We start from the raw sequence: 14,421 nt of genomic DNA, 5'->3' as shown, positions 1-14,421 counted from the left end.
GTGGCGACGTCCTGGGGTGACAGGCCGGTGTCAGATCGCCCTACCGCTCGACATCTTGCCGGGACACGGCCAGGTAAGCCACGAAGCACACGATCGCAACCGTCCAGGCGAGGGTGACCGGCTCCAGCCCCAGTCCGAGCCCGCCACGCGCCTGGCCGAGCGCCATCCAGTCGGCAAGGGAGGCGCCGAGGGGACGGGTGATCACGTAGGCCGTCCAGAAAGCGGTCACGGCGTTCAGGCCCGTGAATCGGTGGGCGAGGGCGGGCACGCAGATCGCGGCGGCGAAGAGGGCGACGGACCCCAGGTATCCGAAGCCGACGGTGGCGGTCAGGTCGCCGGCCGCGGTGCCGAGGGCGAACGTGGCGAGTACGGCCGCCCAATAGAAGGCCTCGCGGCGGCGGGTGCGGATGCTGTGGATGGACAGTGTCCGCTCACTGGCGTACCAAAGGGCGAATACGGCGGCCAGTGCGGTGAGGAAGAGCGGCGTGGAGACCGCGTAGGAGATGCCGAGGCCGACGTGCAGGACGTCGGCCGCCATGGTGCCGAAGACGCTGACCATGACGATGGCGGTCCAGTACACCCAGGCGACGTACCGACGGACGGCAAACTGAACAGCCAGGGAAGCCACCAGGGCCAGACCACCCAGCGCGACCGCCGGAACCGGGCCGAGCAGACGGGCCAGCAGGTCCGATGCCGTCTCCCCCATCCCCGTGGTGAGGACTTTGATTATCCAGAAGTAGACGGTCACTTCCGGCACCTTGTTCACCATGGTACGGAGGGGAGCAAGGGGGCGGTCATCCAGAAGGTGCTCTGTGGTCATGAAGCGCACGATGACACGGTGAAGTCCCGGTTTCACAGATGCCTTTGCCATTGTTTTGACGCTTCTAATGCATGAGTTTCAAAAACGGGCAGGCAGCCTGACCACAACCTGAACGCCTTGACGAAATCCCTGGTCAGGCCGGTTGGGCCGGTGTTAGGTGTGCACTAACCATGCCTGCGCCTCTCTCACAGCAGCGGCCCATGGCGGGGCCTGTCGGCGATTCCAAGGTGTGGGCATCTGCGGGCGGCTGCGGTCGGACGAATACCGACCCGGTGCCGACCCGATGCCGAATTCACCGACGGTCAATCAGGTGATGGCACAGCAGGCAGGCCTCTGTACTGCCGGCGCCTGGCATGGAACACCCCCGACAGAGGGGCGTTCGGCGGCTGATGCCGGTACGGGACGGCACTCGACACATCATCAACCACGCTGCCCCCAGCCGTACAAGCGGTGTCCAAGGTCAAAGGTGTAGCCCCCAACTAGCCCTCCCCACTACTTACTTCACCTCTTGACGAAAGTTGGTCCATACCTCTAGGTTCACGGGTCGACTCCGCACCGTGCGACGCACTCATCGTCAGGAGTCAAGCGCCGCCCGGTGTCCACCCCCCACGTGAAAGGCCACCCGTTCATGGCCAGATCCCTCACCGCGGCCATCTTCGCCACCGCATTGGGCTTCTCGGCGTGCCTGCTCAACGCGGCCCCCGCCCAGGCCGCCACCGGCACGATCACCGGCCTCGCCGGCAAGTGCCTCGATGTCGCGGGAGCCAACTCCGCCGACGGCACGGCCGTCCAGCTCTACGACTGCAACGGCACCGCCGCCCAGCAGTGGTCGGTCGGTAGCGACGGCAGCATCCGCGCCCTCGGCAAATGCCTTGACGTCACGGACAATTCGACCGGTGACGGAGCCAAGGCGCAGCTGTGGAGCTGTACCGGCGGCCCCAATCAGAAGTGGTCGGTCTCCGCCGCCCACGACATCGTCAACCCGCAGGCGAACAAGTGCCTGGACGTCACCGGCAACAACTCCGCCAACACCACCCGGATTCAGATCTGGAGCTGCAGCGGCGGCGCCAACCAGAAGTGGAACGCGCCCGCAGGCGGAGACGACGGCACACCGTCCGGATTCGTGGTGACCGAGGCGCAGTTCAACCAGATGTTCCCGAACCGGAACTCCTTCTACTCCTACAGCGGGCTCACCTCGGCCCTGAGTGCCTACCCCGGCTTCGCCCAGACCGGCAGCGACACGGTCCGGAAGCAGGAGGCCGCCGCGTTCCTCGCCAACGTCAGCCACGAGACCGGTGGCCTGGTGTACGTCGTCGAGCAGAACACCGCCAATTACCCGAACTACTGCGACTGGAGCCAGCCCTACGGCTGTCCGGCCGGTCAGGCCGCCTACTACGGTCGCGGCCCGATCCAGCTCAGTTGGAACTTCAACTACAAGGCGGCGGGCGACGCGCTGGGGGTCGATCTGCTGAACAATCCCTGGCTGGTGCAGAACGACTCCGCGATCGCCTGGAAAACCGGCCTGTGGTACTGGAACACGCAGTCCGGGCCCGGCACCATGACTCCGCACAACGCGATGGTGAACCAGGCCGGCTTCGGACAGACCATCCGGTCCATCAACGGTTCCCTCGAATGCGACGGCAGGAACCCGGCGCAGGTACAGAGCCGCGTCGACGCCTACCAGCGGTTCACTCAGATCCTCGGGGTCTCGGCGGGCGGCAACCTGTACTGCTGATCACGCTCCCGCAGATCCCTCAGATCCCTCAGATCCCGCAGATCCTTCTTTCTGCCTCTGTCACCGAGGAGTTGACGTGCGCCCCCTGCTGTCCCGCACCAGACGTACCACCGCCACCGCCCCCGCCACCGCCCGCCGGCGCTCGCGGCGCCTGCGCCTGTCGGTGTCGGCCACCGCCCTGGGAACGATGGCCCTCGTGGCATCGCTGACCACCCAGGCCGACGCCAGCGTCCTGCAGTTGCTGCCGCAGAACGCCGACGGCCTGGAGCAGACCTTCTCCCCCGCGTACGACTACGACGGCGACGGCTGCTACGCCACCGCCGCCATCGGCGCCGACGGAACCATCAACCCCGGCCTGAAGCTCGGCGGTGACGTCAACGGTCACTGCCACGACTACGCCCAGCTCGCCAACGCCAACACCTACTCACGGGAGAAGTGCAACAACGGCTGGTGCGCCGTGATGTACGCCAGCTACTTCGAGAAGGACCAGGCCACCCTCGGGCCGGCCGCCATCGGGCACACTCACGACTGGGAGCACGTCGTGGTGTGGATCAACAACAACGAGGTCCAGTACGTATCGGTGTCCCAGCACACCAGCTACCAGGTGGCCGCCCGCTCCTCCGTGCGCTTCGACGGCACCCACCCGAAGATCGTCTATCACAAGGACGGCGTGTCGACGCACGACTTCCGCTTCGCCAACTCCAACGACGAGCCGCCGGAGAACGTGACCGGCGGCTGGTTCTACCCCCGCCTGGTGGGCTGGAACGGCTATCCGGCCGGCTATCGGGACAAGCTGATGAGCGCCGACTTCGGCTCGGCCACCATCAAGATCAAGGACGGGGACTTCGAGTACGCGCTGGCACACTCCGAGCCGTCGGGCATCCCCTTCGACCCCAACGCCTGAGCAGCGCCACGCCGTAGGGCCGATGCGCCGTCCCGTGAAACGGAACGACCGGTCGGCCGACGGCGGTCCCCGCACGTGGTCCGGCCTCCGTCGCCGATGTCGGCGGCGGAGGCCGAGCGCAACGCCTCAACCGCCGGTGCGCTCCTCACAAGTGTCCGAGGGGGCACCGGGAACACCTTCCAGCTGCTGATGGCGTGGGCCGACAGACGCTCCTTCGCCTCGACCGGGGTCGCCTCGGTGAGCGCAGCCCGCCGCCGGACCCCCGCGCCTCAGCGGCTGCAACAGCATCGTCGACGCCGCGCCTCGTCAGTGCTCGGCCGGTGTCAGCCTGCCGTGGCGATGGCTGCCTCGATCAGTTGGCGGGCGGCCGCGTCGGTGCGGGCGATGTCATGGGTGACCAGACGGTCCTGGCACAGTCCGCGCAGACCGGAGACCAGCAGGGTGGCGCTTGCTCGTGCCTGCTGCGGCTGACGGCCCAGCCGGATGAAGGCGGCTTCGATCGGGCCGACCAGGACCTCGACGGATTCGGCGGCGAGGCTGCCGTACTGGTCCGGGTCGGTGGTGGCCAGGCTGAGCAGCTGCAGCAGCAGGCGCACGGGTCCGGCCTGCTCCCCGATGGTGATCGCCTCCCACAGGGAGAGAGCGGCCCGCCGCAGGTCGGCGGTGTCACGGACGTCGTCGAACATCGAGTGGGCGTCGGGATGGCGCGACGCCCATACCTGGGCGAGCAGGTTCTCACGGCTGCCGAAGTAGTACAGAAGCATGCGCTTGGTGGTGCCGATCGACTGGGCGAGCGGGTTCAGCGACATCTGGGCGAGCCCGTGCTGCTGGAGGTACTGCACGACCTGTTCCAGCAGCTCGGCGCGCTTCTCGACGTTGAGAGGACGGGGCACGTTTTGACTGTACCGGTCGGTACGCATATGGTCCACCGAGTAAGTGTTCCGATCGGTACATTAACGAGGGCGGCCGTGGCGACGGCCGGCGGATGAGACGGAGAGGGACGCCATGGAGGCGGAGACAGCCCCGGTCACGAGCGGGGGACAGAGCATGTCGACGTCCAGAACCCTGGCCGAGGCACTGTGGTTCCCGGTGGCACTCTTCCTGGGCTTCCTGTTCTGCTTCGCCCCCGCCCTGCACGCGCCTCAGCCGCATCACGCCAAGGTGGTGGTCGCCGGCCGTGTCCCCGAAGGGAAGGTGGAGACCGCGCTGCGGCGTCAGTACCCCGGAGGGTTCGACGTCACCTCCGTGGCTCATGCCCGGGCCGCCCGCCGCGCGGTGCTGGACCGAAAGGCGGTGGCGGGTTACGTCCCCGGCGGTCACCCGGTCCTGTACGTGGCCAAGGCCAACGGGAATTCCCTCCTGCAGGCGTTGACCAAGGACTTCGCCGGGCTCACGCCCACCGTCGGCGCGCCGCTCACCGTGACGGACGTGGCACCCACCGCCAGCAAGGACATGACGGGCACCACCCTGGTCTACTTCGGCACCGCCTGGAACATCCCCGGCTACCTGCTTGCGACGACCCTGCTGCGTGCGGTGACCTTCAACCGCCGCAAGAAGCTGCTGACGATCGTCGGGGTCGCCGGTCTCTTCGCCGTCATCGGCGACCTCGTAGGGGTCGGCCTCGGCTACCTGCCGGACAACCCGGCCGCCCTCGGGATCGCTTTCCTGCTCACGACGGCAGTGGCCACGTTCTCCTACGGCCTGGCGCCGTTCACCAAGCAGTTCTTCCCCGGGGTGGGGATGGGACTGTTCATCGTGCTGAGCACGCCCACCAGCGGCGTGGCCCCCGTGCCGATGCTGCCCGGGTTCTTCCAGTACCTGCACGCCGTCATGCCTCTGGGCAACGCGGTCGACGCTCTCCGGGGAGTCCTGTATTTCCACGGGACAGGGGTGCTCAAGCCCGTCCTCGTGCTGTGCGCGTGGATCACGGCGGGCCTCGGACTGCTGGGCCTCGACGCCTGGCGCCGGCGCCGCGCAGCCACCTGGCAGGGCATCGGTGCCGAGTCGGACGACGTGGCTGAGCCGCCGGTGGAGGACCCCTCCCTGGAGACCTTGACCCCCATGCCGATGCCCGGCCACGGCCACCACTTCGGCGAGCCGGTGCCGACGCTGGTGGGCACCGTCCGCGACGGTGTGCGGCAGCCGCTGCGCCATGCCGCGGTCACCGTCATGGACGTCCGCGGCCGGCAGTTGGTGCGCACCGCGACGAACGCCCGGGGCGAGTACGCCGTGGCGGGTCTGCCCGAGGGCCCCCTCACCATCGTGGCCTCTTCCCTCGGCAGGAAGCCACAGGTACAGCGGCAACTGCTGGAGCCGGGCTCGATCATCCGCGCCGACTTCACGCTGCGCAGCCGGACTGACGGGGACACGGGTTCTCCGATGCCCCATCAGTACGGACAGTACGGAGCGACGCCACAGGACCGGTTCTCCCGCCCTACGACCGTTCGCGCTGGTGTGAACCGGTGAGCCGGGGAGGGCAGGTCGTCATACCCACACAACCCGAAGAGGCCACGCGTCAGAGCGTCGGCGAGTGAACAGGAGAGAGCAGTCATGGACCTCGGACTGAAGGACCGGGTGTACGTCGTCACCGGCGGCACCCGAGGACTGGGAAGGGCTACGGCACGCGAGTTGCTGGCGGACGGCGCGAAGGTGGTCGTCAGTGGTCGCAGCGAGCAGTCCCTGGCCTCTGTCCGGGAACTCGGCGAGCCGGACCGGGTCATCGGCGTCGCCGCCGACAACGCCGACGCACAGACCCCGGCACGGCTCATCGGGGCGGCGCGCCGCTTCGGGCGGCTCGACGGGGTGCTCATCAGCGTCGGCGGACCCCGGGCGGGAACCTCGGACACCGTCGACGACGGCCAGTGGCGCGACGCCTTCGAATCCGTCTTCCTCGGCGCCGTACGGCTGGCCCGTGCCGCTGCCGAAGAGCTGAGCGAGGGCGGCGTCATCGGCTTCGTGCTCTCCACCTCGGTGCACGAGCCGATCCCGGGGCTCGCCGTGTCCAACGCCTTGCGGCCAGGCCTGGCCGGTTACGCCAAGAGCCTCGCCAACGAGCTGGGTCCGCGGGGCATCCGTGTCGTCGGGCTGCTTCCCGGTTACGTCGAGACGGACCGGGCCCGCGAACTCCAGGCCCTCAAGGGCGATGCGGCCGACGCGGTCGCCGACGTCCCCTTGCGCCGCTTCGGGGCTCCCGAGGAGTTCGGCCGAGCGGCCGCCTTCCTGCTGTCACCGGCCGCCTCGTACGTCACAGGCGTGATGCTGTCGGTCGACGGCGGTGCACGCAACGGCTTCTAGCCGGACGGCACACACCGCAGACGGTCCTGCGGAGGTCGACGGCACCTGTCGACCCGCATGCCGGCCTCGGCCGTCCCCCACGCGGCTGATCCGTCCGTGGGGGGTGTCCCCACGGCGAGGAACCACGGTAGAGATCCGGTAATCGTGATGCGCGGAGGTCGCTGCCGCGGCGGCCGGTCGAGGAGTCGAAATGCCCATCTACACCTGCACCGCCGCCCAGGGAACCCTGACAGGTGAGTCGAAGGCCCTGTTGGCAGCCGAGATCACCGGGATTCACGCGGACATCAATCATGTGCCACCGGCCTACGTCAACGTGGTCTTCTCCGAACTGCCCGCGGACAGTGTCTTCGCGGGCGGTCGGCCGGGAAGACCGCTGATCCTCACCGGCTGGGTGCGGCGGGGCCATCCGCAGGAGGAGGCGACGCGACTGGCGCTGGAACTGTCTTCGGCGACCGCGCGGATCTCCGGGGTGGACGCATCCCAGATCATGGTGGTGCTCCAGGACAGCCCCGCGCGTTCCGCTGTCGAAGGCGGTCGTGTGCTGCCCGAGCCGGGCGAGGAAAAGGAGTGGTTGCGCCAGAGCGAGGCCTGAACGGTCGCCCCGCGGAGAGGCCGGTCTCGCGAAGCGACGCATCCCGGCGGGCGACGGGGTGAGCGGGATGAGCGGGTTCACCTCAGCCGGGCAGCGCCGGCTGAGGTGAACGGCCCGTCAGCTTCTGGCCCACACCTGGTTGGCGCCGCCGTTGCAGGTCCACAGCTGCAGCCGGGTGCCGTTGGCCGTGCCGGCGTCGATCGCGTCCAGGCACGTGCCGGAAGCAAGGTTGACGATCGTGCCGTCGGAGCGGACCCGCCACTTCTGCCCGAAGGTGTCGTTGCAGTCGTAGATCTGGACCGGGGTGCCGTTGGCGGTGGCTCCTCCCGCGGCCTCCAGGCAGCGGTTGGCGAAGACGGTCAGTTCACCGCTCACCGTGGAGAACCAGGTCTGGTTGGTGCCCCCGTTGCAGTCCCACAGCACCGGGCGGGTGCCGTTGGACTGGTTGCCGCCAGGCAGGTCCAGGCAGCGGCCGGACTGCTTCCCCTTGTAGGCGGCAGTGGTGTTGCCGCGGTACCACGTCTGGTTCGTGCCGCCGGTGCAGGTCCATATCTGCAGCGGCGTGCCGGAGGTGGTACCGCCCGCGGTGGCGTCCAGGCATTTGCCCGAGCCGGGGTTGACGACCGTGCCGTCGCTGCCCACGGTCCACCGCTGGGCCGCTGAGTCGTTGCAGTCGTAGATCTGCACCGCCGTGCCGTCGGCCGTGGCGGCCCCCTTGACGTCCAGGCACTTCGCACCACCGTAGACCGTGAGTCGGCCGGAGGGCGTCAGGGTCCAGGTCTGGTTGGCCTGGCCCTGGCAGTCCCACAGCGCGACCTGCGTGCCGTTGGTCCGGCTCGCCCCGGGCACATCCGCGCACAGACCGGACTGGCGGCCCTTGAGGATGCCGCCTCGGTTGCCCGGTGCGTTGGCGGTGACGGCCAGGTTGTCGAACTGGTCGGTCTGGTAACCCACCACACCGATGCCGATCTGGCCCGCCGCGAAGGAAGGGTCGGTGGTGGTGGTGCCGAGGGTGGCGCCGTCCGCGGTGGCGGTGATCCGGTCGCCGGAGAAACCGAGGGCGAGAGTGTGCCACGCGTGTGTGCCCAGCGCTGCCCGGTTGCCGGAGACCAGCGTGCTCAGGTTGCCGGCCGCCGAGCTTCTGACGATGGACCAGGCGCCGGTGTCGCTCACCCGCAGTCGGTAGGCGACCTGGTGGCTCTGCGGACGATTCTGGGTGCCTGCCCGGCCGAGGAGTTCGACGGTACCGGCCTGTTGCAGATCGACGTCGAGCTTGACGGTGTAGTCGCTCCACGTCGGGTCACCGAGCAGCGAGAAGGCGTCGGAGTCGTCCTGCCACTCGATCGGTCTGACCGGGGTCACCTGCTGCACGCACTGCCCCGTCCGGCCGTCGGCGCACGGGCGTGCCTCGAACGAGCCCTGCATGTCGGACAGATACCTGGCCTCGGTGCCGGTGGGATCGCTGTCGAACGTGTCGTCGTACGGCAGCGCGAGGGCGTGGGCGGCGGGCGCGCCGGCGGTGCCCTTGCCCTGGCCGGTGGTCGTGGTGACGGTGTAGATCCAGCCGGGCTGCAGGGTCAGCGTGTACGAACCCCCGGCCGGGGTGATGTCCTGGGTGTGTACGAAGTCCGTGGACGGGCTCGGGTTGTTCACCCGGGTCGCCCACACGTGCACCGCGCCGGTGGACAGGCCGCCCTTGACCTGCACGTCGACGGTCTGCGCCGAAGCGGCGGTGGTGGTCTCCAGCACGGTGGAGCAGTCGGACCCGTTCGGCGACTTCAGCGTCACATAGGCGCCGTTGGGCTCGGCTCCGCCGAGGTACCCCGACGCGGAGTCGATGAACTTCCAGCCCGGCCGGGCGAACTGGGTGACCTGGGCGGTCGCCCAGGTGTTCTCACCGATCGCGTAGTGCCCGGACCACGGCGAGTTCGCGGTGGCCAGGCCGACCGTGTTGAACGGCAGGTTGGGGTAGATCGCCGCGATCAGCGGCCAGTTGAGATACGCGGTCATCCGCGCGTCCACATATCCGCGCACGATCGAGCGGATCAGCGTCGGCGCTCCGCCGTCCATGTCCAGCGAACCGTTCTCCGAAGCCCACAGCGGCTTGCCGTTGTTCCTCGCCGTAGTGGTGCTGGAGCAGGTTTCGGCGTTTCCGCCGTCACCGCCCGCGCAGGGGTAGTGGGCGCCGATGACCGACACGGCGTCGTTGAACGACGCGTTGTCCGCCATGTCCTCCGCGACGCTCCAGCCCGAGTCGTCGCCGACGATCTGCACGCCGCCGTATCCGGCGTTGTCCAGCGCCGACCGCAGCCGGATGTACCAGTCGACGTTGTGGCCCTTCTCGTTCCAGCCGCCGAGGTAGAGACGGTGAGACCGTGTTCTCTGGCGCACCCCAGCCAGGAAATCAGGTAGTTGATGGTGTCGGTCGACCAGAACCCGCCGTTGATCCAGCCCGGGGCCGCCCAGGCCTGTCCGTAGAACTTGATGTCCGGGTTGCGGGCCTTGGCCTGCTCGGCGAGCCAGAACTCGTAGCCGGCGTCGCAGTTGATCTGCCCTCTGGTGTGCTCGATGGACGGCTCCGCGCCGTCGGTGGAGTTGGCGTCTCCGCCGATCTCCAGTTTCAGCAACTGCAGGTCGGCACCGTAGCCCGGCTTGAACAGGTGGTCCAGGATCTGCGACTGCTGGGCGGCCGGATAGTCCCGCAGCAGCCGGGAGTTGCCACCGCCACCGCTGATCGCACCGATCCCGTCGAACGTCCGGCCGCCTTGACCACCGTCCACGGTGATCGTCGTGCCTGCCGCCGCCCGGGCCGGGGGCACACCGGCCGAGAGGAGGGCGGCCACCAGAGCCATGACCCATAAGGGCAGGAGGCGTCTCAAGGTCCGTTGCACAGCGTCGTCCCTTCTCCGGTGGGGATGAGACTGCTTCAGAGAGCGCTCTCACCAGAGGGCGCCAGCCGAGCCGTCCGTGGAGGTTTGGGCGACAGTGTGAGGTCGTGTTGATTTGACCGTCAAGGTCTATACCACAGATAAAAGTTCAACGATCCCGGGGGGCATTCATCCACCCAGGTCAGGGGGTGGTCACACCATCACGAGTACTCACTTCGACGACCCGCGACACGGCGATCATCCCTACATCTGTTCATTCATGTCGAAACTTGGCCGGAACACCGTCGTGCGGCCGCCCGGACGGCATCACAGGATGATAGTAGCCATGTACATAGTATCCATGTACCGTATCTACTCATGAGCAACGGTTCCGAAGGAGCCACGCCCGGCTTCCTGGTGTGGCGGCTGTCGATGAAGTGGCGGGTCGCGGTCGACCGCGCGGTGGCCCCGCTGGGACTCACCCACGCGCAGTACTCGCTGGTGGCGTCCCTGTACGGCATGCAGCGCTCCGGTCTGCGACCCAGTCAGCGTCGACTCGCCGACCACACGGGCCTGGAGGCCCTGTACGTGTCCAAGCTGGCCCGCAGCCTGGAGTCGGCCGGGCTCCTCGAACGCGCCAGGGATCCGCACGACCCGCGTGCCGTACAGCTCGCGCTCACCGAGCAGGGCCGCGAGGTCACCCGGCGGGCGATCGATGTCGTGCAAGGGCTGCTGCGACAGCTGCTGGAGCCGCTCGGCGGACTCGACAGCCCGCGGACCCGGGAGTTCACCCGCGACCTGGCAACCCTCCTCGACGCACCTCTTGACCCGTTCAGCACGCCTTGACCCGTTCAGCACGTCTTGACCCGTTCAGCACGTCCGACAACGAGACGGAGCAGTCATGACCACCACCGCACCCATCGTCGACAGCCGCGTCATCGGCCTGGCCCACTACGCCGCGCGCGCCGTCCTGGAGCGCGTCCTGGCCCCGTACGGCGTCACCTTCCAGCAGAGTGTCACCCTGCGACTCGTCGCCGTCGCGGACGGCCCGACCGGACGCGACACGCTCGCCGACGGCGTCGTCGGCGCGGTCAAGGCCGACGCGTCCGACGCGCACGGCACGATCGACGAGCTGATCGCCGCCGGGCTGCTGGCCGAGGAGGAGCCGGCGCACATACGGATCACGGACGCCGGACGGGAGCTGTACACGAAGGTCTCCGCCGAGACCGGGGCGGTCGCCGCCCGGATCTATGACGGCATCTCCGACGAGGACCGGGCCGTCGCCGGCCGGGTCCTGACCCTGGTCACGGAGCGGGCCAACGCCGAGCTGACCACCCCGAAAAAGTAGTGGAATATTGAACCATCGGGCTCTGTTGTCGGCCTCGAAGGAGGTCACGAGTGGGGACTCGGATGGAGACTCAAGTGGACACGACGTACTACGACCACGGAACGGCGGCGGAGCGCTGGGAGCGCGCGCAGCGGTTCTTCGACGCCAAGGACTACGCGGGCGCGGCTCGCGTCCTGGCCGGGCTGGTCGAGGAGGCGCCGGAGCAGACGGGACCCCGGCTGCTGCTGGCGCGGGCCTACTACCACTCGGCCCAACTGCGCCGCGCCGAGGCGGAGTTGCGCGTCATCGTCGAGCGGGACCCGGTGGAGCACTACGCCCGGCTGATGCTGGGCCGCACGCTCCAGCGGCAGGCACGGCACGAGGAGGCGGAGCGGCACCTGCGCATCGCCTCGGCGCTCGCGGGCGACTTCGACGACCGCGACCGCGACCGCGACTGAGCGGAACACTCGGCACGCGGGGCCCGGTTCACCAGGAACCGGGCCCCGCTCTTCGTGTGCAGGGTCCGCACGGGCACGGCCCTGGGGCCTGTCCGGCGGATCATGCCGCAGACGCGGGGTCTGGCGCGCACATCTGCCGCGTTGTCGTCACTCGCCGGCGACCCGCCCCCTGCGGCGGGTGAACTCGCCGAGGACGACGTCCAGCACGACGAAGGCGGCCAGCGGGATGCCGAGCAGCGGGACGAAGTAGCCGAGCACGGCGACCGCCGCCATCGCCGGGACCAGGATGTACGGAGGCACCTGCACCCAGGCGCCGCGCGGGATCGGCCGGCCGAAGGCGGAACCCCGGCCGCGCTGCCACCACATGCGGTAGCCCCACAGGATCAGCAGGATCAGGGCGAGCGCGAGCAGCGCCAGGGCGATCTGGTTGACGATCCCGAAGAGGACGCCGGTGTGCAGGTCGATGCCCCAGCGGGTCAGCTTGGCGAGCACCGGGTAGTCGTCGAACCGCAGCACGTCGGTCACCTGGCCGGTGGCCGGGTCGACGGCGACCGAGTCCTGCTTCTCCGGCCAGCTGCGCCGGACCTGCTTGACGACGTACGCCGAGTTCGCGTCAGCGGGCGGGACGATCTCCACGGGGTCGCCGAGTCCCTTCGCGCGGGCCGCGGCGAGGACCTTGTCGAGGCCCACGCCGTGCTCGGCGTTCCCGCCCGTGCCGGCCGCGCCGCCGTGTCCCGCGTGCTCGCCGCCGGTCGCGGCCGCCGACACCGACGGGGTGGCCTGGCCGAGGGAGGTGCGCAGTTCGTCGATGTTGGCACCGGCGTACGTGGACCAGGTCAGACCGGTCGCCGACAGGAAGAAGAACCCGGCCGCCGCCCAGACGCCGACGCTGCCGTGCAGGCCGAGCGTGCGGCGCCGCCCGCTGGTCCCCCGTATCTTGCGCAGCGCACGGCGCCGGGAGAACCACAGCAGCAGACCGCCGCCCGCGATCACCCACAGCCAGCTCGCGGCGAACTCGCTGTAGAGCCGGCCGGTCTCGCCGAGATGCAGGTCGCGGTGGAGCTCGTCGATCCAGGTGCGCAGCGGCAGCGCACCGGTGGAGCCGTACTGTTCGAGCGCGCCGCGCACCTTGCCGGTGTACGGGTCGACGAAGACGGCGAGGGTGTGGTCCGCGTCGACGCCCTTGACGCCGGACAGCAGCACTCTGGTGGTGGCGTCGGCCTCCGGCGAGGGGCGCACGGCGGAGACGGTGCCCTCGGGGTGGGCCTTGCGGGCGGCGGCCACCTGCTCGGACAGCGGCAGCTTGGTCCTGCCGACCGGAACGGTCGTCTCGTGCGCGTAGACGATCCTCTCGGCCTGGAAGGAACCGGCGTACAGCAGGCCGGTCACGGCGGCGACGAGCAGGAACGGTGCGACGAGCACTCCGGCGTAGAAGTGCAGGCGCAGCACGAGGGGACGCAGCGGGGCCCAGCGGCTCGGGGACGGAGCCGGTGACGGGGACGACGGTTGGGGAGCCTCGTCCGTGGCGGTCGAGGGAGCGGTGGACATCGGCGGGCTTCTCCGGGGACTCGTTCCTCAGGGGATGACGGTCCAGTAGTCGGGACCCGAGGGGGCCGAGTTCCCAGCCCTTGAAGTGACCTGCGTCACGCAGGGGGCTGCCGGTGGCCGTGGCATGCTGACGCGATGGCATCTCCCAGTGACCACGCCGACCGCGCTGATCGTGCCGATCGCACTGATCGCGCTGTTCGTGCGCCCCTCACCGAGCGGGTCGAGGAACTCCTCGCCGGTGACGGCCCGTTGCCCATCGTCGCGGCCGGCGACCCGGCCCTGCGGCGCGGCACCGAGCCGTTCGACGGGCAGCTGGAGCCCGCCCTGCTGGCACGTTTCATCGAGGCCCTGCGCGTCACCATGCACGCGGCCCCCGGCGTCGGGCTCGCCGCGCCGCAGGTCGGGGTGGAACTGCGGATCGCGGTCATCGAGGATCCGGCGCCCGTGCCGGAGGAGGTACGGCTGGCCCGGGGCCGGGTGCCGCAGCCGTTCCGCGTCCTGGTGAACCCGTGGTACGAGCCGGTCGGCACCGCCCGCGCCGCCTTCTTCGAGGGCTGCCTGAGCGTCCCGGGCTGGCAGGCTGTGGTGGCCCGGCACTCCCAAGTGCGGCTCCGGGCGCAGGACGAGGCGGGCCGCGCGGTCGACGAGGTCTTCACCGGCTGGCCGGCCCGCATCGTCCAGCACGAGACGGACCACCTCGACGGCATGCTCTACCTCGACCGCGCGGAACTCCGCTCGCTGTCCTCGAACCAGGCGATGGCGGAACGGTGGGCGCAGCCGACACCGGACGCCGCTGCGGCGGCCCTCGGCTTCCCCCTGCCCATGCCGTGAGGAAAGGGCAACCGGCAGGGGTCGGCGGGCAACCGGTACGAACGG

The 14,421-nt window shown here is 69.4% G+C and carries 13 protein-coding genes and 1 pseudogene; 9 read left to right on the top strand and 5 right to left on the bottom strand.

Annotated features, from left to right (window positions below):
- Positions 1–40: 40 nt before the first annotated feature.
- Positions 41–820, bottom strand: a complete 780-nt coding sequence (locus tag ACIPSA_RS19060; RefSeq protein ID WP_402636023.1) for a hypothetical protein — start codon at positions 818–820, stop codon at positions 41–43.
- A gap of 628 nt (positions 821–1,448) precedes the next feature.
- Between ACIPSA_RS19060 and ACIPSA_RS19055 the strand changes: the two genes are divergently transcribed.
- Positions 1,449–2,555, top strand: coding sequence for a lectin (locus tag ACIPSA_RS19055; protein ID WP_402636020.1), 1,107 nt, complete (start codon positions 1,449–1,451; stop codon positions 2,553–2,555).
- 187 nt (positions 2,556–2,742) lie between these two features.
- Complete coding sequence (locus tag ACIPSA_RS19050) at positions 2,743–3,459, top strand: NPP1 family protein (protein ID WP_402636687.1); 717 nt, start codon at positions 2,743–2,745, stop codon at positions 3,457–3,459.
- Between the two features lie 323 nt (positions 3,460–3,782).
- Here the strand turns inward: ACIPSA_RS19050 and ACIPSA_RS19045 are convergent, their stop codons facing one another.
- Positions 3,783–4,352 (bottom strand): TetR/AcrR family transcriptional regulator, encoded by a 570-nt coding sequence (locus ACIPSA_RS19045; RefSeq protein WP_402636017.1) that lies wholly within the window; start codon positions 4,350–4,352, stop codon positions 3,783–3,785.
- 154 nt (positions 4,353–4,506) lie between these two features.
- Here ACIPSA_RS19045 and ACIPSA_RS19040 point away from each other — a divergent pair, with 154 nt between their 5' ends.
- From ACIPSA_RS19040 to ACIPSA_RS19030, 3 genes are all read left to right on the top strand, one after another.
- On the top strand, positions 4,507–5,925 hold the full coding sequence (locus ACIPSA_RS19040) for a carboxypeptidase regulatory-like domain-containing protein (RefSeq protein ID WP_402636014.1): 1,419 nt from the start codon (positions 4,507–4,509) through the stop codon (positions 5,923–5,925).
- Between the two features lie 84 nt (positions 5,926–6,009).
- Complete coding sequence (locus tag ACIPSA_RS19035; RefSeq protein ID WP_402636011.1) at positions 6,010–6,753, top strand: SDR family NAD(P)-dependent oxidoreductase; 744 nt, start codon at positions 6,010–6,012, stop codon at positions 6,751–6,753.
- 190 nt (positions 6,754–6,943) lie between these two features.
- The gene (locus ACIPSA_RS19030; RefSeq protein WP_402636007.1) at positions 6,944–7,345 is read left to right on the top strand and encodes a tautomerase family protein; all 402 of its coding nucleotides are present in this window, start codon (positions 6,944–6,946) and stop codon (positions 7,343–7,345) included.
- A gap of 117 nt (positions 7,346–7,462) precedes the next feature.
- On the opposite strand, the gene ACIPSA_RS19025 is transcribed toward ACIPSA_RS19030, so the two are convergent.
- Together ACIPSA_RS19025 and ACIPSA_RS19020 are read right to left on the bottom strand one after the other, a co-directional pair.
- A complete protein-coding gene (locus ACIPSA_RS19025; RefSeq protein ID WP_402636684.1) occupies positions 7,463–8,770 on the bottom strand; it encodes an RICIN domain-containing protein in 1,308 nt (435 codons plus the stop codon).
- A 498-nt stretch (positions 8,771–9,268) separates the two neighbouring features.
- Positions 9,269–10,197: pseudogene (locus ACIPSA_RS19020) on the bottom strand (galactosylceramidase); the annotation flags it as partial.
- 393 nt (positions 10,198–10,590) lie between these two features.
- On the opposite strand from ACIPSA_RS19020, the gene ACIPSA_RS19015 reads away from it, so the two are divergent.
- The 3 genes from ACIPSA_RS19015 to ACIPSA_RS19005 all read left to right on the top strand — a co-directional run bounded on the left by ACIPSA_RS19015 (position 10,591) and on the right by ACIPSA_RS19005 (position 11,997).
- Complete coding sequence (locus ACIPSA_RS19015; RefSeq protein WP_402636004.1) at positions 10,591–11,058, top strand: MarR family winged helix-turn-helix transcriptional regulator; 468 nt, start codon at positions 10,591–10,593, stop codon at positions 11,056–11,058.
- Between the two features lie 55 nt (positions 11,059–11,113).
- Positions 11,114–11,560 (top strand): MarR family winged helix-turn-helix transcriptional regulator, encoded by a 447-nt coding sequence (locus ACIPSA_RS19010; RefSeq protein ID WP_402636001.1) that lies wholly within the window; start codon positions 11,114–11,116, stop codon positions 11,558–11,560.
- A 74-nt stretch (positions 11,561–11,634) separates the two neighbouring features.
- Positions 11,635–11,997: a tetratricopeptide repeat protein gene (locus tag ACIPSA_RS19005; protein ID WP_402635998.1), complete on the top strand. Its 363-nt coding sequence runs from the start codon at positions 11,635–11,637 to the stop codon at positions 11,995–11,997.
- 147 nt (positions 11,998–12,144) lie between these two features.
- Here ACIPSA_RS19005 and ACIPSA_RS19000 read toward each other — a convergent pair whose 3' ends face one another.
- Positions 12,145–13,545 (bottom strand): PepSY-associated TM helix domain-containing protein, encoded by a 1,401-nt coding sequence (locus ACIPSA_RS19000; RefSeq protein ID WP_402635995.1) that lies wholly within the window; start codon positions 13,543–13,545, stop codon positions 12,145–12,147.
- Between the two features lie 135 nt (positions 13,546–13,680).
- Here ACIPSA_RS19000 and ACIPSA_RS18995 point away from each other — a divergent pair, with 135 nt between their 5' ends.
- Positions 13,681–14,376 carry a peptide deformylase gene (locus ACIPSA_RS18995; protein ID WP_402635992.1) on the top strand — a complete coding sequence of 232 codons (696 nt, stop codon included), beginning with the start codon at positions 13,681–13,683 and terminating at the stop codon, positions 14,374–14,376.
- Positions 14,377–14,421 lie beyond the last annotated feature (45 nt).

Origin of the sequence: Streptomyces sp. NPDC086549 (genome assembly GCF_044746205.1) — a bacterium.
GTDB lineage: Bacteria > Actinomycetota > Actinomycetes > Streptomycetales > Streptomycetaceae > Streptomyces.
Note: the sequence above shows the minus strand (reverse complement) of the source record. Positions and strands in the feature narration are given on the sequence as shown.